The sequence below is a fragment of the Azospirillum sp. INR13 genome, assembly GCF_015390205.1.
Taxonomy (GTDB): domain Bacteria; phylum Pseudomonadota; class Alphaproteobacteria; order Azospirillales; family Azospirillaceae; genus Azospirillum.
The window spans coordinates 1-20,555 of record NZ_VUOI01000023.1 but is presented as its reverse complement, the minus strand read 5'-3'; the positions used below and the strand labels follow the sequence as shown (position 1 = coordinate 20,555).

The following is a 20,555-nucleotide window of genomic DNA, read 5'->3' as shown; positions in this document are numbered from 1 at the left end:
GCATCCGCCTACTCCCGCCGCCCGCCCAGCAGCATCTGCATCCTTGCCAGTTCCGGGGCGTTGCGCGCCTCCATCTTTTCCAGCACGCGGGCGCGGTGGGTCTCCACCGTGCGGATGCCGATGGAAAGCCGCTGGGCGATCGTCTTGTTGGGCAGGCCCTCGGCGACCATTTCCATCACTTCCAGTTCGCGCGGGCTGAGCAGGGCGAGCCGGCGGCGGATCTCTCCGGCCTCCACATCGGCGCGGCGGGCGGCGAGATCGCGCTCGAAGGCTTCCTGCACCCGTTCGATCAGCAGATCCTCGTCGAAGGGCTTCTGCAGGAAATCCACCGCCCCGGCGCGGAACGCGCGGACGGCGGCGGTCACATCGCCATGGCCGGTGATGATGATGACCGGCAGGGTCAGGCCGCGGCGGACCATCTCCTGCTGCAGATCCAGCCCGTCCATGCCCGGCATGCGGATGTCGAGGATCGCGCAGCCGGGCTGGTCGGGCGACGCGGCATCCAGGAACTCCGCCGCCGAGGCGCAGCAGCGCACCGACAGCCCGGCCAGATCCAGGTGAAGCGCCAGGGCATCGCGCACCGCCTCGTCGTCGTCCACCACGAAGGCGACGGGTTTCTCGGTCGTCATGCAGACTCTCCTTCCCTGTCCTTCGCATGCACGGGAATGGTGAACTGGAACACGGTTCCGCCTTCTGCGCCATTCGCGGCGCCACCGCTACCGCCACCGCCACTGCGCGCCGTCAAAGTGCCGCCATGGGAATCGACGATGGTGCGCACGATGGACAGCCCCAGCCCCATGCCGGTCGGCTTGGTGGTGACGAAGGGCGCGAACAGGTTGCGCTCCACCACCTCGGCAAGGCCGGGTCCGGTGTCGCGCACGCCGATGGCGACGAAACCGGGCTGGGCCGCCGGACAGGCGAAGATCACGATGCGGCGCCGCCCTGACTGTTCACGGCCCGGCTGTTCCTCCGGCCGGGTGGCGTCGGGCGTCATCGCCTCCGCCGCATTGCGGACGAGGTTCAGGATCGCCTGCTGCAATTGGACCGCATCGCCTGCGATGGCCGGCAGGGCGGGGGCGACCTCCGCCGCGATCTCCACCGCATGCCGGCTGGCGAGCGGGCCGGCCAGCGTCAGGCAGTCGGCGATCAGCGTGGCGACCGGCAGCGGCGCGCGGTCGCGGTCGCCCTTGCGCACGAAGTCGCGCAGGCTGCGGATGACGCGGTCGGCCCGCTCCGCCTGGGTGACCGTCTTGTCGAGGATCTCGGTCAGGCGGGGGGACGCCTCCTCCAGGCGCGCGATCTTGCGGGCGGCGCGGGCATAGCCCATCGTCGCCGCCAGCGGCTGGTTCAGTTCATGGGCCAGCGCCGCCGCCATTTCCCCCGCCTCGATCAGGCGGGAAGCGTGGGCGAGGTCGGACTGCCGCACCCGCAGCCTGTCCTCCACCCGGCGGCGTTCGCTGACCACGGCGCCCAGCAGCAGGATGGTGATGGCGAGCGTCAGCATCAGAAGCTGGAAATGCGCCATGCGCGCGGTGTCGACGCCGGCCACCTGGATGGCGGCGATCAGGCCGGCCTGTGTGGCGGCCGAGGCCAGCACCGCCCCTCCCAGCCCGTGCCGCACCGCGACCGCGATGGCCGGCAGGAACAGCAGGTAGAAATGCTCGTACTGCGACGAGGCCAGCGGACCGAAATCGAGCCATAGGGTGAAACCGATCAGCGCGCCCTGGGCCAGAATCTCGGCGGCACCGCCCCAGGACCAGCGCAGCGCCGGCATGCGCCGTGCCATCAGCACCATGGGGGTCAGGACGGCGATGCCGATGATCTCGCCGGTCCAGAAGCGCAGCAGCACCTCCGGAAAGCGCGCCCAGTCGAACAGCCCGGCCGCCGTGTGGACGGCGATGAAGCCCAAGCCGATGACCAGAACTGCCGCAGCACTGCCGCCGAGCAACAGGACGATGTCACGCAGGCTGGACAGTCCCGGATCGATGACCTTGCGCAGCATCCCACCCGCCGCCCCATAGCCCAGGGCGACGATTCCGTTCGCCAGCAGGGCCGTTCCCAGGGCGACCGGGAGGTCGCGGACCACGATGTCGGCGGCGGTCAGCCCCAGCCAGACCAGCGGCACCGCGCGCAGGCCCAGCAGCACCGACAGACCCATCATCAGGCCGGCCGGCGGATTCCACGGCGTGATGTTGATCGACGACACCGCATGGATGAAGCTGATCCAATCCAGGAACATATGGGCGGCCAGATAGGCCGGAATGAACATCCATCGGCGGCGGACAGTCTGTGGCATGGACCGATGGTATCGCCAACCGGCGCCCACCGCATCAAGTGAAATGATCGGCCCCGTATTACTACGGACATTCGGCAGGGTGTCACGCGACCCTTTCAGGTCCGTATTTCCCGGCATGGACAGACTGCATCCGACTTCCGATCATCAAGGTGTCCCTGCAAGTTAATCGAAAGTCCCGATGGCGAGCCTTCGGCGCATTCTGCTGGCAACCGACCTGGAACCGAAATCGGACCGCGCGTTGGAGCGTGCCGTCCAACTCGCCCGCCGGTTCGACGCGGAGTTGACGGCGCTGCATGTCGTCGACGGCACCGGCGGTCCCTATGGCTGCCTGCCGCTGCACCATGTGGAAGCGGAACTCCAGCGCCACATCCTGGCCGTGCCGGGCGGGGCGGACATCCGGTCCCAGGCGGTCGCGGTGCGCGGCGAGGCCGTCGAACACCGGGTCGCCGGCTATGCCGGGCTGTGGTTGCCCGACCTTCTGGTGGTGGGACTGCACCAGCGCGACCGGGTGGCGGACCTGTTCCTGGCCTCCACCGTCGAGCGCATCGCCATCGCCGATGGGACGCCGATGCTGATCGTGCGCGACAAGCCGCTCCAGCCCTATCTGCGGGCGCTGGTGCCGGTCGACTTCTCCGAGCGCTCGCGCCCTTCGGTGGACGGCGTGCGGATGCTGATGCGGGAGGGAAGCATCCACCTGCTGCATGTCGTCGATCTGCCGGGAATTGCGGGCCGGTCGATGTCGGGCCCGGATATGCCGGTACTGGACACGGCGCACTTCGCGCACGATTTCCGGAAAGTCCTCGGCAACTCGGCCGGCGGGCCGGAGGTCGAGACGATCGTCCTTGCCGGCTCTCCGGGGCGGCGGATCGTCGAGCTGGCGCGGGAAGGGCGGTACGATCTGGTTGCGCTGGGTTCGGCCCGGCGCAGCGGCATCTCCCGTGCCTTGCTGGGCAGCACGGCCTCGGAGGTGATCGAGGCACTGCCCTGCGATGTCCTGGTCGGCGGCACCGTTCCCGGCCGGTCTTCACCGTCGGCAACGTCCCTTGGCCAAATTGGAGAACCAGATGGCGGAGAACCGGATGGCCATTACTGAGCTTTTTTCCACAGCCGATGTCGTCCTCGACGCCGCCCCCGCCAACAAGGCGGCGCTGCTCGACCTGCTTGCGGAGGCGGCAGCGGCGCGCAGCGCCCGGCCGGCGCCGGAAATCCTGGACGCCCTGCAGGCGCGGGAGAAGATCGGCTCGACCGCGCTCGGCAAGGGCGTGGCGCTTCCCCATACCGAACTTGCCGAACTGGCGGAGCCCGTCGTCCTGTTCGCCCGGCTCCAGCGTGCGGTCGATTTCGACGCGCGCGACGACGAGCCGGTCGATCTCGTCTTCCTGGCCCTGTGGCCGGCATCGAACCGCAAGGGGCTGTTGGCCGCCATGGCGGAGATCTGCGGGGCGTTGCGCGATCCGCAGGTGCTGCGCCGGCTGCGCGGTGCCGCGACGCCCGACGACGTCGCCCGGATCGTCCTGCAGGCCGTCGCGCGGGACGCGGCTGACCCGGACCTCGTCAAGGATCCCGACGACCCGCCGCCCGGCCTCTGACCCCGCCCGTCTCCGCCGATCCATTCGACCGTAGGACTTCATGCCCGACGCACTGCTGCTCCTGATCGCCGTTGCATTCCCGTTCGCCGGTGCGCTCGTCGCCGGGCTGCTGCCCACGCACGCGCGCAATGCGGCGGCGTGGCTGGCCGCGGCGTGGCGCTGGTCGGGCTGGCGATGGTGTGGTCGGCCTATCCGACGGTGTCGGCGGGCGGCGTGGTCCGCTATTCGGCGGAATGGATGCCGATGCTGGGGCTGGACTTTTCCTTGCGCATGGACGGCTTCGCCTGGCTGTTCGCCGGGCTGGTGTTCGGCGTCGGCACGCTGGTGGTGGTCTATGCCCGCTATTACATGGCGGCCGAGGACCCGGTGCCGCGCTTCTTCGCCTTCCTCCTCGCCTTCATGGGGTCGATGACCGGGGTGGTGCTGTCGGGCAACCTGATCCAGCTCGCCTTCTTCTGGGAACTGACCAGCCTCTTCTCCTTCCTGCTGATCGGCTATTGGCACCACACCGCCGCCGCGCGCGACGGTGCGCGCATGGCGTTGACCGTCACGGCGACGGGCGGCCTCTGCCTGTTCGCGGGCGTCCTGATCCTGGGCCACATCGTCGGCAGCTACGAGCTGGACGCCGTGCTGGCGGCGGGCGACCGCATCCGCGCACATCCGCTCTATCTGCCGGCATTGGTGCTGATCCTGCTCGGCGCCCTGACCAAGAGCGCGCAGTTCCCCTTCCATTTCTGGCTGCCGCACGCCATGGCGGCGCCGACCCCGGTGTCAGCCTATCTGCATTCGGCGACGCTGGTGAAGGCGGGCGTCTTCCTGATGGCGCGGCTGTGGCCGGTGCTGGCGGGGACGGAGGCGTGGTTCTGGATCGTCGGGTCCGCCGGCCTCGCCACCCTGCTGCTCGGCGCCTATGTCGCCATCTTCCAGCACGACCTGAAGGGGCTGCTGGCCTATTCGACCATCAGCCACCTCGGCCTCATCACCCTGCTGCTGGGGCTGAACAGCGAACTGGCGCTGGTGGCGGCGATCTTCCACGTCATCAACCATGCGACCTTCAAGGCCTCGCTGTTCATGGCCGCCGGCATCATCGACCACGAGACGGGGACGCGCGACATCCGGCGCCTGTCCGGCCTGAACCGCTTCATGCCCTTCACCGCCCGCCTCGCCCTGATCGCCGCCGGGGCCATGGCGGGCGTGCCGCTGCTGAACGGCTTCCTGTCCAAGGAGATGTTCTTCGCCGAGGCATTGTCGGCCAAGGAGCCGCTGCCGGTCTTCTTCGACGTGCTGCCGGTCGCCGCGATGGTGGCGAGCGCCTTCAGCGTCGCCTATTCGTTGCGCTTCATCCATGGCGCCTTTTTCGGGCCGGACCCGGTGGATTTGCCGATGAAGCCGCACGAGCCGCCGGCCTGGATGCGCTTCCCGGTGGAGATCCTGGTGCTGGCGTGCATCGTCATCGGCATCCTGCCGGCGGCCACCGTGGGACCCTACCTCGACATGGCCGCCCGCGCGGCGCTGGGAGCGGCGACGCCCGAATACAGCCTCGCGGTCTGGCACGGCTTCAACCGGCCGCTGCTGATGAGCATGATCGCCTTTGCCGCCGGGCTCGGCCTCTACCGCCTGCTCCAGGACCATCTCGCCAAGGGGATCGAAGGGCCGCCGCTGATCCGCAGCCTGGAAGGGCGGCGCATGTTCGAGCGGACGATGGTCTTCCTGTCCTGGCGCCTCGCCCGCACGGCGGAGGGGCTGGTCGGCACCCGCCGCCTGCAGCCGCAGCTCCGCCTGGTGGCGTGCGTGGCGGTGCTGGCCGCCGGCTGGACGGTCTGGCTGCGCGGGGTGGGGCCGGGCAACCTGGTGCCGTCGGGGCATCGATCCGGTGCTGGCGCTGATCTGGGCGCTGGGCGCCGCCTTCGCGCTGGGCGCCGCCTGGCAGGCGAAGTTCCACCGGCTGGCGGCGCTGATCCTGCTGGGCGGTGCCGGTCTGGTCGTCTGTGTCACCTTCGTCTGGTTCTCCGCCCCCGACCTCGCGCTCACCCAGCTGCTGGTGGAGGTCGTCACCACCATCCTGCTTCTGCTGGGCCTGCGCTGGCTGCCCAAGCGGCTGGACGTTCCCGGCGCCCGCGGGTCGGAGGCGGTCACCCTGGGCCGCCGCCTGCGCGACCTCGGCATCGCCATCGCCGCCGGGGCCGGCATGGCCGGTCTCTCCTTCGGCGTGATGACCCGCTTCCCGCCGGAACTGCTGGCCCAGCATTTCCTGGAGCTCGCCTACAGCGAGGGCGGCGGCACCAACGTCGTCAACGTCATCCTGGTGGATTTCCGCGGCTTCGACACCATGGGGGAGATCACCGTGCTCGGCGCCGTGGCGCTGACCGCCTATGCCCTGCTGCGCCGCTTCCGCCCGGCGCCGGACAGCGTCGACGTTCCCGAACAGCAGCGCGACCAGAGCGCCTTCGACGCTTCCCAGCCGACCGCAAGGAGGGCGATACGGCGGCGGAATGGCTGTTCATCCCGACGCTGATCGCGCGGCTTCTGTTTCCGCTGATCCTGATGGTGGCGCTGTTCCTGCTCCTGCGCGGCCCACGATCTGCCGGGCGGCGGCTTCGCGGCCGGTCTGACCGTGGCGATCGCCATGATCCTGCAATACATGTTCGGCGGTACCCAGTGGGTGGAGGCGCGGCTGCGCGTCCTGCCGATGCGCTGGATGGGAGTCGGGATCCTGCTGGCCGCCGGCACCGGTCTCGGCGCCTGGATCTTCGGCCGGCCCTTCCTGACCAGTTATTTCGCCTACGCCGAGCTGCCGGTGCTGGGGAAGATCCCGGTGGCGAGCGCCCTGCTGTTCGACATCGGCGTCTTCGCCCTGGTGGTGGGCGCCACCATCCTGATCCTGATCGCGCTGGCCCGCCAGTCGCTGCGCGGCCATCGTGCCGCGGCGCCGCGGCCGGCGGAGATGCCGGCCGTGCCTGAACCGGTGCAATCCGGGCCGGTGCCGACCGCCGTGGGAGACGATTGACATGGAACTGATCCTTTCGCTCGGCATCGGCGTGCTGACCGGCTCCGGCGTGTGGCTGCTGCTGCGGCCCCGCACCTTCCAGGTGATCATCGGCCTGTCGCTGCTGTCCTATGCCGTCAACCTGTTCATCTTCTCCACCGGCGGCCTGCGCACCGGCGCCGAACCGATCCTGGAGGGCGGCCGGGCCGGCAACCTCGCCATGCATGCCGATCCGGTGCCGCAAGCCCTGGTGCTGACCGCCATCGTCATCGGATTCGCCACCACCGCACTGTTCCTCGTCCTGCTGCTTGCGGCCCGCGGCCTGACCGGGACCGACCATGTCGACGGAAAGGAGAAGAGCCGGTGACCGGCTGGATGGATCACCTGACCATCGCGCCCATCGTCCTGCCCATGCTGGCGGTGCGGTGATGATGCTGATCGACGAGCGGCAGCGCACGCTGAAGGCCGTGATCGGCATGGCGTCGGCGCTGGCGCTGCTGGGGCTGGCCGTCCTGGCGATGACGGTCGCGGACCAGGGCGCGGCCGGTGTCCGCGTCTACCGGCTGGGCGACTGGCCGGCGAATTTCGGCATCGTGCTGGTTCTGGACCGCTTCGCCGGGCTGATGCTGGTGCTGACCGGCATCCTGGGGGTGGCCGCCCTGCTGTTCTCGCTGCCGCGCTGGCAGAAGGCCGGCGCGCATTTCCATTCGCTGTTCCAGTTCCAGCTGATGGGGCTGAACGGCGCCTTCCTGACCGGCGACCTGTTCAACCTGTTCGTCTTCTTCGAGATCATGCTGGCCGCCTCCTACGGGCTGGCCCTGCACGGCTCGGGCCTTGCACGGGTGCGGGCGGGCCTGCACTACATCGCTATCAATCTCGTGGCGTCGCTGCTGTTCCTGATCGGCGTCAGTATGATCTACGGCATCTCCGGCACCCTCAACATGGCCGATCTGGCCGGACGGGTCGCCGGGCTGGCGGCGGAGGATCGCGGACTGCTGGAGGCCGGGGCGGCCATTCTGGGCGTCGCCTTCCTGATCAAGGCGGGGATGTGGCCGCTGGGCTTCTGGCTGCCCAACACCTATGCCACCCTGGGTGCTGCCTCTGCCGCCATCGTCTCCATCCTCAGCAAGGTCGGCGTCTATGCCGTGCTGCGGCTGTGGCTGCTGGTGTTCGGCGACGGGGCCGGCGCCTCCTCCGGCTTCGGCGGCAATGTCCTGCTGGTCGGCGGGCTGCTGACCATCGGCTTCGGGTCGATCGCCGTGCTGGCGACGCAGAACATGGCGCGGTTGGCCGGGGCGAGCGTGCTGGTGTCGTCCGGCACCCTGCTGGCCGCCATCGGCGCCGGGCAGCTGTCGGTGACCGGCGGCGCCCTGTTCTATCTCGCCAGTTCGGTTCTTGCGGTCGCCGGCTTCTTCCTGGTGGTGGAGCTGGTGGAGCGCGGACGCGCCGTCGGTGCCGACGTGCTGGCGGTGACCCGCGAGGCGTACGGCGAGGGCGATGACGAGGACTCCGACGACGGCGGTGCCGGCGTCGCCATTCCGGCGACGATGGCGATCCTCGGCATCGGCTTCATGTCCAGCGCGCTGCTGCTCGCCGGCCTGCCGCCGCTCTCGGGCTTCCTCGCCAAGTTCGCCATCCTGTCGCCGCTGCTGGCCGCCGGCCCGGACGTGCCGGTGACCACCTGGGTGCTGATGGCGGCGCTGGTCCTGTCCGGGCTGGCGACGGTGGTGGCGATGACGCGTGCCGGCATCGATGCCTTCTGGGCCTCCCCCTCCGAGGAGGCGCCGCGCGTGCGGCTGGCGGAGATCGCGCCGGTCCTGCTTCTGCTCGCCCTCAATGTGGCGCTGACCGTCCAGGCCGGGCCGGCGATGCGCTACATGGAGGACACCGCGAGGTCGCTGCATGCTCCGCGCGACTACAACGGCGCCGTGATGTCCGTTGCCCGCACACCCGGAACGACCGGAGGCACCCAGTGAGACCGGCGATGAGCAGATGGCTTCCCTACCCCATGATGACCGCGACCCTGCTGGGGGTCTGGCTGCTGCTGAACGAAAGCGTGGCTCCGGGCACGATCATCCTCGGCGGCGTGCTGTCGCTGGCGACCGCCGCGACGCTGAACACGCTCGGCCTTCCGGGAGGACGGCTCCGCCGGCCGCGGGCCGCCGTGTCGCTCCTGCTGCTGGTGCTGGTGGACATCGTCCGCTCCAACATCGCCGTCGCGAAGATCATCCTGCGGCCGGGCAAGGGAGAGCGGGTGTCGGGTTTCCTGCGCATACCGCTCGACCTACGGGCACCCTACGGGCTGGCGACGCTGGCCTGCATCCTGACCGCCACCCCCGGCACGGTGTGGGTCGCCTATGACCGGTCGCGCAACACCATCCTGCTGCACATCCTCGACCTTGTGGACGAGCAGGAGTGGATCGACCTCATCAAGGGGCGGTACGAGACACGGTTGATGGAGCTGTTCGAATGATCGTCAAACTTCTGATGGGAACGATCTTTCTGACCCAGATCCTGCTGGTGACCGCCATGGCCTTCGCGGCCTTCCGGGTGCTGCGCGGGCCGCGGGCGCAGGACCGTGTGCTGGGAATGGACACCCTCTATGTCACGGCGACCATGCTGCTGCTGACCTTCGGCATCCGCACCGGCAGCATCCTGTATTTCGAGGCGGCGCTGATCATCGCCCTGCTGGGATTCGTGTCGACGGCGGCGCTGGCGAAGTTCCTGATGCGCGGGGAGGTGATCGAATGACCCATCTGGCCGAAATTCCCGCCTGGGCGGCGGTCCTGACCGCGGTGCTGCTGCTGACCGGCGCCGTCCTGACGCTGATCGGGACGGTCGGCCTGCTGCGCTTCGACAGTTTCTACCAGCGGGTCCACGCCCCGACGCTGGGTGCGACGCTGGGCATCGGCTGCATCCTGCTGGCCTCGATGCTGTTCTTCTCCGTCCTGGAATCGCGAGCGATCATCCACGAGCTGCTGATCACCGCCCTGATGGTGGTCACCACGCCGATCACCCTGATGCTGCTGGCCCGTGCCGCCCTTTACCGCGACCGCACGGAGGGAAGCGACGAGGTGCCGCCACCGCCTTCGGATTGACCGGGCTTCCTCAGATCCGCCGCAGCCGCCCCATCAGTTGCGGATTGTCCCAGGTCGGCTGCCGGTCCTCGATCGCCACGCGATGGGGCAGCGGCGTGTCGCTCTCCAGCACCACTTCGACCCAGCGCGGCACCAGCTCGTTGTTGAGATCGTCCAAAATGGTGAGCGCCAGCGCCTCCAGCCCCTCCGCAAAACCGGCGAAATCCGCCAGATAGGCGGCGACGGAGGCCGGGTCCGGCACCAGCCGGTCGGGCACCAGACGCAGGGTCAGGCGCGTGCCGGCCATCGGCTCGCCGCGCAGTTCCACCAGATAGTCGTGGCGGGCGTCGGGGGAGGGGCGGGTGGTCAGGCGCTCTCGTCTCATGCGGAAACTCCAAGCCCGGCCTGCCCGGCGCGGGTCAGCTTCACCCAGCTGCGGGCACCCGACTGGAAGGACAGCCCGCCGCTGTAGCCCACTGCCCGCACGCTGTCGGCGAAGACCTGGATCAGTTCCACCCGCAGCTCCGGCGGCAGGGCGGCGTGGCTGCGCAGGATCAGGTCGAAATGGTTCGGCCGCACCAGCCCGTCGAGCTGCATCGGCCCGAAGCGGCTGAGGTCCAGATCGATGAGGAAGCGGCTTCCGGGCTTGCCGCGCGGCCTGCCGTCGCCCTCCTCGTCCTCCTTCAGGGGATGGACATGCAGCCTGATCGGCTTCGGGCCGGTCGAATCCATCAGCGGGATGGTGTAGCTGCGCCAGTCGCCCGGCAGCGGTTCCGCGGCCTCGCGGCGCAGTCCCTCGAAATCCTTGTCCAGCCGGTCCAGCAGGTCGCGCCGCCCGGCCTTGTCCAGCGCGGACGAGGCATCGTCGCCCAGCCAGCCGCGGGCGTCGCCGCCGCGCATCGCCGCCAGGAAGAAGCCCAGCGCCGCGGTCAGCTTGCGGTTCGGCTGCGGCATGGTCGCCAGCATCGACTTGGCGAGTGCCGGGTCCGACGCCGCCAGCGTCGCCATCAGCTGCCGCATCGCCGGCCAGTCGCGCTCGCCGAGCGGCCCCGGCGGGCCGGGCAGGGTGGGTGCCGCCGCCTGGGTCGCCTGGGCGAGGTCGGTGAGCGCCGCGGTGACCTTGGCGCCCGGCGGCAGGCTGGCCGGGACGTTGAGGGCCAGCATGCCCTGCTTGGTCGCCAGGATCGGCTGACCCTGCGGCGTGCTGCCGGCGATCGTGCCGCGCAGGACCGGGGTGTCGGGCGGAAGGTTGGGATCCGCCGCTTCCGGAGCGGGTTGGCCGCCGGCCTGAGCGCCGGTCTGGTTTCCGCCTGGCCCGGTTCGTCCCCCGGCCTCGGGGGGCCCGAGCGGTGGCGGTTGTTGCGGAGGCGGTGTGACGGTCAAAATCTTCAACGCCACCGTGGCGCCGCGTGGCAGGTCGGGCGGCTCGGCAGAGGAACCGGCGACGGGGGCGGCGGGGCGGTCCGATGTCGCCGGAGACCCGGCACCGGGGTGCGCCGCATCGCCGCCCAACTGGACCGGTGTGCCGAAGGTCGCGCTTCCCCCGCCCATTGGCGGTGCCGGCATGGAGGGGTGGCGGGTGCTGGTGTGGCGGGTGCCGCAGCGTCGGGTTTGGCCGGTCCGACCGGGTTGGCGCCGGCTGGGGTGGGGGTGCCGGTTGCGGTGCGGCGCCGCCGGCCGGTGTCGCCGGCATTGGCTTGGCGCCCGATCCGCCGGCGATCACCAGCGCCGGCACCACCGTGCCGGGCAGCAGAGGCGGCAGGGCCGGCACCGTGCCCGGGATGGGGGTCGGCAGCAGGATGGCGGGAGTCGCGACGTTTCCGGGTGCCGGACTGCCTGCGGGCGGGGCTGCGGCCGTCCCGCCCGCCGCCGTGCCGGCCCCCGTCGTGCCGGTTGGCGTCCCCAGCGCCTGCAGCAAGATCAGCGCCGTGGGCTTGGCCGGGATCGTCGCGGGTGTGGTGGGCGTTGGCGTGCTGGCGCCAGGTGTGATCTGGACGGTGACCGGCTTGTCGGGCGGCAGTTCAGCCTTGCTGTCGAGCAGCAGTTCGCCCGCCGACGTGCGCACGCGGGTCAGCCCTTCCGGCGTCTGGCCGGCGACCGTGCCGGTCAGCACCACCGGGCGGGTCACCTCCGGCAGCCGCTCGGGCAATCGGACGACCGTGGCCTCGGCCGTGACGGGTGCGGGCGTGGCGGGGGCCGCCACGGCGGTGGCGGCAGCGGGCGTGACCGATGGTGGGAGAGCCCCGCCCATCGGTTCCGCTACTTGGAGCCGGCCAGCAGCCGCTGCACGATCGCCTCGACGTCGCGCGCCGCGTCGCAGGCGGGCGAGCGGGTCAGCAGCGGGGTCTGGTTGCGGATGGCGTCGCGCACCTTCAGGTCGCGGCGGATGATGCCCGCCAGCGCCGGCTTGTATTTCAGGAAGTTCTGGCAGGCCTTCAGGATGGTGCCGTAGGTGCGTTCGCCGTCCTTCACGCTCTGCGCCATGTTCACCACGATCCGCAGGTCGGCCGACGGATTGGTGGCATGGGTCAGCTTGATGAAGGCATAGGCGTCGGTCAGCGAGGTCGGCTCGTCCGTCGTCACCACCAGCGTGGTGCCGGCCGGACCCGAGAGCGTGCGCACCGTGCGGTCGACGCCGGCGCCCATGTCCATCACCACCCGGTCATAGCTTCTGGCCAGTTCCAGCAGGTCGTTGCGCAGGCCGGACAGCCGCTGGCTCGGCAACTGCGCCAGCGTGCCCGATCCCGACCGTCCGGCGATGATGTCGAACCCGGTGTCGGGGAAGCGCTGCGCCGCCTTGGCCAGCGTCACCTCGCCGTTGATGACGGCGCCCAGATCGTTCTTGGGCGAAAAGCCCAGCTGGATGTCGACGTTGGCGAGGCCGAGGTCGCCGTCGAACAGCAGGGTGTTCATTCCCGCCTTGGTGAGGGCGTGGCTGAGCGTGATGGAGAACCACGTCTTGCCGACGCCGCCCTTCCCGCTGGCCACGGCGATGACGTTGGCGCCGCGCAGCGGGCGAACGTTCTTGAGGGCGGCCGGGAACACCGGATCGGTCATGGCAGGGTCCTCGACGAGGGGGAACTGGAGGCTTTTGCCTTGGTTGCGGATTTTGCGGTTGCGGGTTTCGTTGGCTTGGCGGCGGTGGCCCTGCGTGGTGGCGGGGGTGGCGGCGCCGGCTCGATCTCCGCCTCGTCGTCCTCCGGCTCATAGCCCCGCCCGAAGGTCGGTTTGCGCATGGGCGTATGGTCCGGCTCATGATCCGGCTGCCCGTCGTCTTCCTCTTCCCAGTCCGCGGTGCGGGCGGAGCGGCGTGGCGCCGACTCCTTGGTGGCGGGCGCCTTCTCCTCGGCCGGGATCATCATGCGGGCGAGCGCCAGCGGGTTCAGGGCGGTCAGCCCCTCCGCCACCTTGGACGATACGCTGGCGTCGCAGAAGGACAGCCGGGCGCGGGCGACGATCGCCAGCAGGCTACCCAGCCGGCGGGTCATGTCCAGCCGGGTGACCAGCATCCGCCGCACGCCCACCGCCTTGAAGGCCAGCGCCATGTCGGCGGCCTCCAGCGCGTCCAGCCCGGCGGGCAGGACCAGCACCGGCTCCACCTCCCCGGCGCCGAGCAGGGCGCGGAGATCCTGCATGTCCTCGGCGTCGAAGGGGTTGCGGCCGGCGGTGTCGACCAGAACGAGGTCGGTCTTTCGGTGCACTTCGAAGGCGCCGGCCAGCGCGTCGGGGTCTTCCACCGTCGCCAGCTTCAGCTTCATCAGCCGGGTGAAGGCGGCCAACTGGTCCACGCCGCCTGCGCGCACCGTGTCGGTGGTGATGACGCCGACCGACCGCTTCTTGAAGACGGCGCGGGCCGCCAGCTTGGCCGCGACCAGCGTCTTGCCCGATCCAGGCGGCCCGACCAGCGCCAGCGGCTTCACCGGACTGCGCCCGTCCGGCAGCGGATTGAAGGTGAAATAGGAATCGAGCGCCGAGCCCAGCGCCAGCCGCGGATCCTCGGTGTCGAGGCCCGACGCGGCGTCGATCAACTGCTCGGCCAGGGTGGCGGGGACGCCGTGGCGCTGCAGGGCGTCGGCCACCACCTCGCCCACGTCGATCTCGGGTTCGACCGGCTTCGGCGGGGCCTTCGCCCGGCCGCCGCGCGCACCGCCGGAGACGGGGGCGGCCGGCAGGTCGTCCTCTTCCACCGCCGCCGTGACGCGCACGCCGCCGCCTTCCTCCTCGCGCGTGGCGACGATGATGGCGTCGTCGCCCAGCGACTGGCGCACCATCCGCATGGCGTCGGACATGGTCTTGGCGTGGAAGGACTTCAGCCGCATCGGCGGTGCCTTCCGTCAGGCAGGGGGGAGAGAGCGGCGCGCACCATCAGATCTGCCCTAGGGTCTTGATGCGGGCCTTCGGGTGGATCTCGTTCTGGGACATGACCACGGTAGCCGGCCGGAACCGCTCGACGATGGAGCGGACGAACGGCCGGATCAGCGGGCTGGTCAACAGAACGGGGCTCTCGCCCATCATGGCATGTCGCTCGAAGGTTTGGCGGACGGAGGTGATGAACTGCTGCAGGCGGGACGGGGCCATCGTCAGCTGCCGGTCGTCCCCGTCGCCCACCAAAGACTCGGCGAACGCCTGTTCCCATTCGGGAGACAGGGTGACGAGCGGGATGAAGCCCATCTCGTTCGTGTTCGCGTCGCAGATCTGCCGGGCAAGGCGGGACCGCACATGCTCGGTGATCTGGGTGATGCTGCGGGTCTGGCTGGTCGCTTCGGATACCCCTTCCAATATGGTGGGAAGATCCCGGATCGAGACGCGTTCGGCAAGGAGATTCTGCAACACCCGTTGCAATCCGCCCACAGTGATCTGATTCGGCACCACGTCGGCGATCAGCTTCTGGTGTTCCTTGTCGGTCTCGTCCAGCAGCTTCTGCGTCTCGGTGAAGGACAGCAGCTCTTGCATGTTGTCCTTGATCAGCTCGGTCAGGTGGGTGGTGACCACGGTCGACGGGTCGACCACGGTGTAGCCCTTGAACAGAGCCTCCTCACGGTATCCCGGCTCGATCCAGATGGCGGGCAGGCCGAAGGTCGGCTCCACCGTCTGTTCGCCGGGCAGGCTCATGGCGTCGCCGCGCGGGTCCATCACCAACAGCATGTTGGGCCGGATGTCGCCGCGCCCGGCCTCGATCTCCTTCACGCGGATGATGTAGGTGTTGGGCGGAAGCTGCAGGTTGTCCTGGATGCGCACCGCCGGCATGACGAAGCCGACCTCGCCGGCGATCTGCCGGCGCAGGCCCTTGATCTGGTCGGTCAGCCGGTGGCTGCCCGCCTGCGGCTGGTTGATGAGCGACAGCAGGCCGTAGCCCAGCTCCAGCCGGATCAGGTCGATGGCGAGTGCCGTGGCGATCGGTTCGTCCGGAGCCGGTCCGGCACCGGGCATGCCGCCCGGCCCGGCGCCGGCCGCTGCCTCCTCCGCCGCGGCGGCCTCCTCGGCCTCCTTCTTGGCGCGCAGGCGCGGCATGTACCAGGCGGCGAAGCCCACGGCGCCGATGACCGGGGCCAGCGTCACGATCGGCATGCCCGGCAGCAGGGCAAGAACGGCGACGGCGCCGGCCGACAGGGCCAGCGCCTGGCTGTGGCCGGTCAGCTGTCCCACCACCGCCTTGTCGGTCGAGCCGCCCATGCCGGCCTTCGACACCAGGAAGCCGGCGGAAATCGAGATGACCAGCGCCGGGATCTGGGAGACGAGGCCGTCGCCGATGGTCAGCTTGGTGAAGGTGTCCAGCGCCGTCATCACCGGCATGTCGTGGCGCAGCACCGCGATGGTGACGCCGCCGATGATGTTGATGAACATGATCATCAAACCGGCGACCGCGTCGCCCTTGACGAACTTCGACGCACCGTCCATGGAGCCGAAGAAGGCGCTTTCGTCCTCCAGCTCCTTGCGCCGCGCGCGCGCCGTGCCTTCGTCGATCATGCCGGCCGACAGGTCGGCGTCGATCGCCATCTGCTTGCCGGGCATGGCGTCGAGGGTGAAGCGCGCCGCCACTTCGGCGATGCGGCCCGAACCGGCGGTGATGACCTTGAAGTTCACGATTGTCAGGATGGCGTAGATGATCACGCCGATGACGAAATCGCCGCCCATGACCAGGCTGGCGAAGGCCTCGATCACATGGCCGGCGGCGGATGTGCCCTCATGCCCCTGCGTCAGGATCAGGCGCGTGGAGGCCATGTTCAAGGACAGGCGCAGCAGCGTGGTGATCAGCAGGATCGTCGGGTAGGACGACAGCTCCAGCGGCTTTTCGATGAACAGCACCACCATCAGGATCAGGATGGAGATGGTGATGTTCAGCCCGAGCATCATGTCGAGCATGACGCTGGGCAGCGGCATGATCAGCCCGACCACGACGATCAGGATGCCGATGGCCATCGCCACGTCGCCGCGCTTCAGCGACGACTTGGCGACCGACCACATCTCGCCGAAGGCGGCCATGTTGCCGGGACCGCCGCCCCCGCCGCCTCCACCGTTATTCTGTTCCGTCAGCGCCATGGATGCTCCCGCCGCTCAGGGCCCGGTCCCGGACCGGCCGTCAGGCCGTCGCCCGTTCGTCGTTGCCCGGCGCGGGCACGCTGCGGCCCTCGTCGCCGTACTGCTTCAGCTTGTTGCGCAGCGTGCGGATCGAGATGCCCAGGATATTGGCGGCATGGGTTCGGTTGCCCAGGCAGTGGGTCAGCGTCTCCAGGATCAGGTCACGCTCCACGTCGGCCACCGTGCGGCCGATCAGCGCCGCCAGACCGGCACCGCTGGTCCCGGCGCTGGCGGCGGCAGCCGCGCTGCTGTTGGCGGCCATGCCATAGGGTCCGGACTTGCCGCCCTTCGGCGGGCCATAGCTGGTCGGCAGCGACCCCGGCGGCTGAACCACCAGCGGGGCGGACGGCTGCTGCGGTTGCGCGGCCGGCACGGTGCCGCCGGGGCCGGCGAACGGGTTGGCGACCGGCGAGTCGGCGGGGATGGAGGCCTGGGCGCTGCCTTCCGGCGCCAGCAGCTTGCTGGTCAGCATGATGGCTTCCGGCCCGACCTCTTCGCCCCGCGACAGCAGGACGGCACGATGCATGGTGTTTTCCAGCTCGCGCACGTTGCCGCGCCAGTGATGGGTCTTCAGCATCAGCAGGGCGTCCTCGGTCAGGCGCTTGTCGCCCAGCCCGTTGGCCTCCGCGTATTTCTTCAGGAAATGCTCGGCGATCATCGGGATGTCGGCCGGGCGTTCGCGCAAAGACGGGATCGCCACGCTGAACACGTTCAGGCGGAAATACAGATCCTCGCGGAAATTGCCGGAGCGGACCTCCGCCTCCAGATTGCGGTTGGAGGTGGCGATCAGGCGGACATTGACCTTCACCGGCTGGCTGGAGCCGATGCGGTCGATCTCCTTCTCCTGGATGGCGCGCAGCAGCTTGGCCTGCAGGCGCGGATGCATCTCCGACAGCTCGTCCAGCAGGAGGGTGCCGTTGTTGGCCTCCTCGAACTTGCCCAGGCGCCGGGCCACCGCGCCGGTGAAGGCGCCCTTCTCGTGTCCGAACAGCTCCGATTCCAGCAGGTTTTCCGGGATGGCGGCGCAGTTCACCGCGACGAAGGCCTCGTTGGCCCGTCGGCTCTTGCGGTGGATGAAGCGGGCCATCAGCTCCTTGCCGGTGCCGCTCTCGCCGGTGATCATCACCGACGCGTCGCTGGGCGCCACCTGCTCGGCCAGCCGCAGGGTGGCCAGCATGGCCGGATCGCTGCAGACGATGGAATGGCTTTCCTCGGCCACCGCCTCCAGCACCGCGGCGATCAGCTCGGCGTTGGGCGGCAGCGGCAGATATTCCTTGGCGCCGGCGCGGATGGCGCGCACGGCGGCGGCCGCATCGGTGCCGATGCCGCAGGCGACCACCGGGATGGTGATCCGCTCCGACTTCAGGCTGTCGATGAAGGTCGCGATGTCCAGCTTGACGTCGATCATCACCAGATCGGCACCGGCGGCGGCACGCAAGGCGTTCAGCGCCCCTTCGATGCTGTCGGTGTGCGACACCTTGGCCCCGCGCTTCATGGCGATCTTGCCGGCGGCGGTGATGTAGCCTTCCAACGTTCCAACGATCAGCAGACGCATAGCCTTACGCTCCCACTCTCGGGGCTTCCCGGTCGAAATACTGGATCCGCTTTCCAGGCGGCAGGACGGCGTTCAGGAGCATCTCCAGACGCCGCGGGTTCTCCTGGCGCGCGATGGATACGGCGCCGATGGTAAAGAGGGTCTTGACCAGCGCGTCCTCCTCCGCCGACCGCTCCACCTTGGCGGCGAGCGGGGAAAGGACGACGTTGCCGAGCACGGCCCCGTAGAAGGTCGTCAGCAAGGCCAGCGCCATCGCCGGCCCGATGGCCGATGGGTCGCTCAGGCTGCCCAGCATCTGCACGAGGCCGACCAGCGTGCCGATCAGCCCCATGGCCGGGGCCACTTCCGACGCGCGGCGCAGCACGCCGGCGCTCTTGCCCAGGGCGCCCGCGGTCGCCTCGACCTCGCCGGTCAGCATCTGCTCGATGGTGTCGGGCGGATGCCCTTCGGTGATCAGGGTGACGCTGCGGTGCAGGAAGGGCTCGCCGCGCAGTTCCGGCAGGACGTTGCGCAGGGTCTCCGGCCCGGCCCGGCGGGCGGCCTCCGCCAGCAGGATCACCTGCCGCGCCACGCCCTTGGGGTCCAGCGTCTGGTGGACCAGCACCGCCGCCGCGCTCCGCCACGCCACCGCCACGTCGCCCAGCGAGAAGGAGGCGGTGGTGACCGCCAGCGTTCCGCCCAGCACGATCAGCAGCGACGGCGGGTCGAGGAAGGCACGCGCCGAGCCGCCGGTGGTGATCGCCAGCAGGATCACCGCCGCCGCCGCGGCAAGCCCGACCAGGGTCGCCACGTCCAGCCCGCCGCGCAGCCGCACGCCCCGCACCGGTGCGGCGGCGGGTGCTGCCGGCTGCGGCTGGGCCGTCTTGGCGCGGGATGCGGTGCTGTCGGACGAAATCGCCATCAGCCCCGGTCCGACTTGATGATTTCCGTCATGGTCACGCCCAGCCGGTCTTCCACCACCACCACCTCGCCGCGGGCGACCAAACGGTTGTTGACGTAGATGTCGATGGCTTCGCCGACCTTGCGGTCCAGCTCCACCACGGCGCCGCGGCCCAGCTTCAGCAGCTGCGCCACCTGCATGGTCGACTTGCCCAGCACCGCGGAGATCTGGACGGGAATGTCGTACACCGCCTCCAGATCCTTGGCGATTCCGGGGCTGGCGTAGTCGTCGCCATCGCCGCCGTGCAGGTCGTTCAGCGAGAAATTGTCGCTCGGCATGTCGGTCTCGGACCTCCTTCAATCCGGTCACCCCTTAGACGGGGGCCGGAGCCTCCAGCATGTGCGCGGCACGGCGCTCGATCTCGGCAAGCAGCTGGGCGGTGTCCCGCTCCATGCCGCCTTCGGCCCATTCGATGCGGCAGCCGCCGGGCGCGATCGACGGGTCGCCGATCACCATCAGTTTGGCACCGAATCCGCTCGCTCCGACCGTCCGGTCCAGATGGTCGCGCACCAGCCCCATCGTATCCTCCGCCACCCGGATGACCAGCCGCGGCTCGTCGATCAGGTCGGTCAGGCAGTTGCGGACCATCGCCTCCACCTCGGCCATCCCGCCGCGCCGCGCCCATTCGGGCAGCAGCTTGCGGACGATGGCCAGCGCCAGATGGACCGGCTGTTCCGTGCGCGCGGCGCTGCCCGCCTCGTGCTCCGCCAGCAGGCGGGAAACCCCGTCGGCGATCTGGGAGAGCGCGTTGGCGATGCGGTTGTCCACGTCGCCTGGACCTCCGCCTTGCCGCGCTCGTACCCGGTGTTCTGACCGGCGGCCATGCCGTCGGTGAAGCCCTTGCCGTATCCCGCGGCCGTGCCCTCCGACTTGCCGGCGGCCAGACCCTCCTCGTAGCCCTGGGCGCGGGCGGCGGCCAACTCCTCCTCGCCGAAGGTCGGTGCGGGCGGCAACTCCGGTTCCGGCTCCGGCTCGGGCGGCAGGGCGAACTCGTCCTCCGGCAGCAGATCGTCGTCCTCCACATGGGTCATGCGGGGCACGGCGTCCACGTCGAAGGACTCGTCGAAGAGAGAATTTGCGCACGCTCATCGCCGCACCCCCCTCGAAAGACGGTATGTCAACGGAGGCGGCATGGCTCAGCTCTCCTGGTACAGCCAGTTGCGCAGGATTCGAGACGCTTCTTCGGGATGCTTTGTCGACGATCTCGCCGACCTTGCGCAGGGGACGACGCGCGACGCGGCCTTCCACCCGGTTGATGTCGATCATCTGCTCCAGCTCCTCGTCGGCCTGCGCCGCTTCCAACGCCAGATCCTGGGCAGCGCGCCGGTGGGGGCGGCGAGTGCGGCCGGCATGCCGGCCTGATGGTCAGCAGGCGGTCCATTCGTCCTCCTCACTGCATCTCCGCTTCTCGAAGGCGGGGAGATCAGGGGGCGGATGACCAGCAGGATGATCAGCAGGCGACGATGCCCAGGACACCATCTCCGCGATGCGGAACAGGTCGTCTTGGTCATGCCATGAACAGTTCTTCCGGCT

At 69.7% G+C, this 20,555-nt stretch carries 21 protein-coding genes and 1 pseudogene; 11 read left to right on the top strand and 11 right to left on the bottom strand.

What is annotated here, in order from left to right; genetic code table 11:
• Nucleotides 1–8: 8 nt before the first annotated feature.
• Nucleotides 9–629: a response regulator transcription factor gene (locus tag F1643_RS15985; protein ID WP_194914217.1), complete on the bottom strand. Its 621-nt coding sequence runs from the start codon at nt 627–629 to the stop codon at nt 9–11.
• A complete protein-coding gene (locus F1643_RS15980) occupies nt 626–2,296 on the bottom strand; it encodes an ATP-binding protein (protein ID WP_255542871.1) in 1,671 nt (556 codons plus the stop codon). Before F1643_RS15980 ends, F1643_RS15985 begins: the two co-directional genes overlap by 4 nt.
• A 178-nt stretch (nt 2,297–2,474) precedes the next feature.
• Here F1643_RS15980 and F1643_RS15975 point away from each other — a divergent pair, with 178 nt between their 5' ends.
• The 10 genes and pseudogenes from F1643_RS15975 (at nt 2,475) to mnhG (ending at nt 9,969) form a co-directional block, all read left to right on the top strand.
• Entirely contained in the window at nt 2,475–3,389 is a 915-nt protein-coding gene (locus tag F1643_RS15975) for a universal stress protein (protein ID WP_194914216.1), read from the top strand.
• On the top strand, nt 3,376–3,885 hold the full coding sequence (locus tag F1643_RS15970; protein ID WP_194914215.1) for a PTS sugar transporter subunit IIA: 510 nt from the start codon (nt 3,376–3,378) through the stop codon (nt 3,883–3,885). The genes F1643_RS15975 and F1643_RS15970 overlap by 14 nt, the downstream gene beginning before the upstream one ends.
• A gap of 174 nt (nt 3,886–4,059) precedes the next feature.
• A pseudogene (locus F1643_RS23505) lies at nt 4,060–5,103 on the top strand (proton-conducting transporter membrane subunit); the annotation flags it as partial.
• Between the two features lie 655 nt (nt 5,104–5,758).
• A complete protein-coding gene (gene mbhE, locus F1643_RS23500; RefSeq protein WP_370540638.1) occupies nt 5,759–6,400 on the top strand; it encodes a hydrogen gas-evolving membrane-bound hydrogenase subunit E in 642 nt (213 codons plus the stop codon).
• A gap of 111 nt (nt 6,401–6,511) precedes the next feature.
• The gene (locus tag F1643_RS23495; RefSeq protein ID WP_255542880.1) at nt 6,512–6,892 is read left to right on the top strand and encodes an MnhB domain-containing protein; all 381 of its coding nucleotides are present in this window, start codon (nt 6,512–6,514) and stop codon (nt 6,890–6,892) included.
• Between the two features lies 1 nt (nt 6,893).
• Nucleotides 6,894–7,238 (top strand): Na+/H+ antiporter subunit C, encoded by a 345-nt coding sequence (locus tag F1643_RS15960; RefSeq protein ID WP_194914214.1) that lies wholly within the window; start codon nt 6,894–6,896, stop codon nt 7,236–7,238.
• A gap of 61 nt (nt 7,239–7,299) precedes the next feature.
• On the top strand, nt 7,300–8,847 hold the full coding sequence (locus F1643_RS15955) for a monovalent cation/H+ antiporter subunit D (RefSeq protein WP_255542870.1): 1,548 nt from the start codon (nt 7,300–7,302) through the stop codon (nt 8,845–8,847).
• Between the two features lie 8 nt (nt 8,848–8,855).
• Complete coding sequence (locus F1643_RS15950) at nt 8,856–9,344, top strand: Na+/H+ antiporter subunit E (RefSeq protein ID WP_149224328.1); 489 nt, start codon at nt 8,856–8,858, stop codon at nt 9,342–9,344.
• Nucleotides 9,341–9,622 (top strand): K+/H+ antiporter subunit F, encoded by a 282-nt coding sequence (locus F1643_RS15945; protein WP_149224327.1) that lies wholly within the window; start codon nt 9,341–9,343, stop codon nt 9,620–9,622. Before F1643_RS15950 ends, F1643_RS15945 begins: the two co-directional genes overlap by 4 nt.
• The gene (gene mnhG, locus F1643_RS15940; protein WP_194914213.1) at nt 9,619–9,969 is read left to right on the top strand and encodes a monovalent cation/H(+) antiporter subunit G; all 351 of its coding nucleotides are present in this window, start codon (nt 9,619–9,621) and stop codon (nt 9,967–9,969) included. The genes F1643_RS15945 and mnhG overlap by 4 nt, the downstream gene beginning before the upstream one ends.
• 10 nt (nt 9,970–9,979) lie before the next feature.
• On the opposite strand, the gene F1643_RS15935 is transcribed toward mnhG, so the two are convergent.
• From F1643_RS15935 to F1643_RS24965, 9 genes are all read right to left on the bottom strand, one after another.
• Nucleotides 9,980–10,333, bottom strand: a complete 354-nt coding sequence (locus F1643_RS15935) for a hypothetical protein (RefSeq protein ID WP_194914212.1) — start codon at nt 10,331–10,333, stop codon at nt 9,980–9,982.
• Nucleotides 10,330–11,499 (bottom strand): hypothetical protein, encoded by a 1,170-nt coding sequence (locus F1643_RS23490; RefSeq protein WP_255542869.1) that lies wholly within the window; start codon nt 11,497–11,499, stop codon nt 10,330–10,332. The genes F1643_RS15935 and F1643_RS23490 overlap by 4 nt, the downstream gene beginning before the upstream one ends.
• A 708-nt stretch (nt 11,500–12,207) precedes the next feature.
• Nucleotides 12,208–13,005 carry a MinD/ParA family protein gene (locus F1643_RS15925; RefSeq protein ID WP_108546967.1) on the bottom strand — a complete coding sequence of 266 codons (798 nt, stop codon included), beginning with the start codon at nt 13,003–13,005 and terminating at the stop codon, nt 12,208–12,210.
• Nucleotides 13,002–14,267, bottom strand: coding sequence for a GTPase (locus F1643_RS15920; RefSeq protein WP_194914209.1), 1,266 nt, complete (start codon nt 14,265–14,267; stop codon nt 13,002–13,004). The genes F1643_RS15925 and F1643_RS15920 overlap by 4 nt, the downstream gene beginning before the upstream one ends.
• Nucleotides 14,268–14,313: 46 nt before the next feature.
• A complete protein-coding gene (flhA, locus tag F1643_RS15915) occupies nt 14,314–16,488 on the bottom strand; it encodes a flagellar biosynthesis protein FlhA (protein ID WP_194914207.1) in 2,175 nt (724 codons plus the stop codon).
• A gap of 40 nt (nt 16,489–16,528) precedes the next feature.
• The gene (locus F1643_RS15910) at nt 16,529–18,082 is read right to left on the bottom strand and encodes a sigma-54 dependent transcriptional regulator (RefSeq protein ID WP_194914205.1); all 1,554 of its coding nucleotides are present in this window, start codon (nt 18,080–18,082) and stop codon (nt 16,529–16,531) included.
• A gap of 4 nt (nt 18,083–18,086) precedes the next feature.
• Nucleotides 18,087–18,983: a motility protein A gene (locus tag F1643_RS15905; protein ID WP_194914203.1), complete on the bottom strand. Its 897-nt coding sequence runs from the start codon at nt 18,981–18,983 to the stop codon at nt 18,087–18,089.
• Complete coding sequence (fliN, locus tag F1643_RS15900) at nt 18,983–19,300, bottom strand: flagellar motor switch protein FliN (protein WP_111069733.1); 318 nt, start codon at nt 19,298–19,300, stop codon at nt 18,983–18,985. Before fliN ends, F1643_RS15905 begins: the two co-directional genes overlap by 1 nt.
• Before the next feature lie 34 nt (nt 19,301–19,334).
• Nucleotides 19,335–19,790 (bottom strand): FliH/SctL family protein, encoded by a 456-nt coding sequence (locus F1643_RS24965; RefSeq protein ID WP_370540637.1) that lies wholly within the window; start codon nt 19,788–19,790, stop codon nt 19,335–19,337.
• Nucleotides 19,791–20,153: 363 nt separating this feature from the next.
• Between F1643_RS24965 and F1643_RS15890 the strand changes: the two genes are divergently transcribed.
• Entirely contained in the window at nt 20,154–20,384 is a 231-nt protein-coding gene (locus F1643_RS15890) for a hypothetical protein (protein ID WP_194914202.1), read from the top strand.
• The last annotated feature ends 171 nt before the right edge of the window (nt 20,385–20,555 follow it).

Bases quoted from the DNA above. Each gene is read 5' to 3' on its own strand.
- F1643_RS15985 (WP_194914217.1), bottom strand. From the start codon at position 629: ATGACGACCGAGAAACCCGTCGCCTTCGTGGTGGACGACGACGAGGCG.
- F1643_RS15980 (WP_255542871.1), bottom strand. From the start codon at position 2,296: ATGCCACAGACTGTCCGCCGCCGATGGATGTTCATTCCGGCCTATCTG.
- F1643_RS15975 (WP_194914216.1), top strand. From the start codon at position 2,475: ATGGCGAGCCTTCGGCGCATTCTGCTGGCAACCGACCTGGAACCGAAA.
- F1643_RS15970 (WP_194914215.1), top strand. From the start codon at position 3,376: ATGGCCATTACTGAGCTTTTTTCCACAGCCGATGTCGTCCTCGACGCC.
- F1643_RS23495 (WP_255542880.1), top strand. From the start codon at position 6,512: ATGATCCTGCAATACATGTTCGGCGGTACCCAGTGGGTGGAGGCGCGG.
- F1643_RS15960 (WP_194914214.1), top strand. From the start codon at position 6,894: ATGGAACTGATCCTTTCGCTCGGCATCGGCGTGCTGACCGGCTCCGGC.
- F1643_RS15955 (WP_255542870.1), top strand. From the start codon at position 7,300: ATGATGCTGATCGACGAGCGGCAGCGCACGCTGAAGGCCGTGATCGGC.
- F1643_RS15950 (WP_149224328.1), top strand. From the start codon at position 8,856: ATGAGCAGATGGCTTCCCTACCCCATGATGACCGCGACCCTGCTGGGG.
- F1643_RS15945 (WP_149224327.1), top strand. From the start codon at position 9,341: ATGATCGTCAAACTTCTGATGGGAACGATCTTTCTGACCCAGATCCTG.
- mnhG (WP_194914213.1), top strand. From the start codon at position 9,619: ATGACCCATCTGGCCGAAATTCCCGCCTGGGCGGCGGTCCTGACCGCG.
- F1643_RS15935 (WP_194914212.1), bottom strand. From the start codon at position 10,333: ATGAGACGAGAGCGCCTGACCACCCGCCCCTCCCCCGACGCCCGCCAC.
- F1643_RS23490 (WP_255542869.1), bottom strand. From the start codon at position 11,499: ATGGGCGGGGGAAGCGCGACCTTCGGCACACCGGTCCAGTTGGGCGGC.
- F1643_RS15925 (WP_108546967.1), bottom strand. From the start codon at position 13,005: ATGACCGATCCGGTGTTCCCGGCCGCCCTCAAGAACGTTCGCCCGCTG.
- F1643_RS15920 (WP_194914209.1), bottom strand. From the start codon at position 14,267: ATGCGGCTGAAGTCCTTCCACGCCAAGACCATGTCCGACGCCATGCGG.
- flhA (WP_194914207.1), bottom strand. From the start codon at position 16,488: ATGGCGCTGACGGAACAGAATAACGGTGGAGGCGGCGGGGGCGGCGGT.
- F1643_RS15910 (WP_194914205.1), bottom strand. From the start codon at position 18,082: ATGCGTCTGCTGATCGTTGGAACGTTGGAAGGCTACATCACCGCCGCC.
- F1643_RS15905 (WP_194914203.1), bottom strand. From the start codon at position 18,983: ATGGCGATTTCGTCCGACAGCACCGCATCCCGCGCCAAGACGGCCCAG.
- fliN (WP_111069733.1), bottom strand. From the start codon at position 19,300: ATGCCGAGCGACAATTTCTCGCTGAACGACCTGCACGGCGGCGATGGC.
- F1643_RS15890 (WP_194914202.1), top strand. From the start codon at position 20,154: ATGGCTCAGCTCTCCTGGTACAGCCAGTTGCGCAGGATTCGAGACGCT.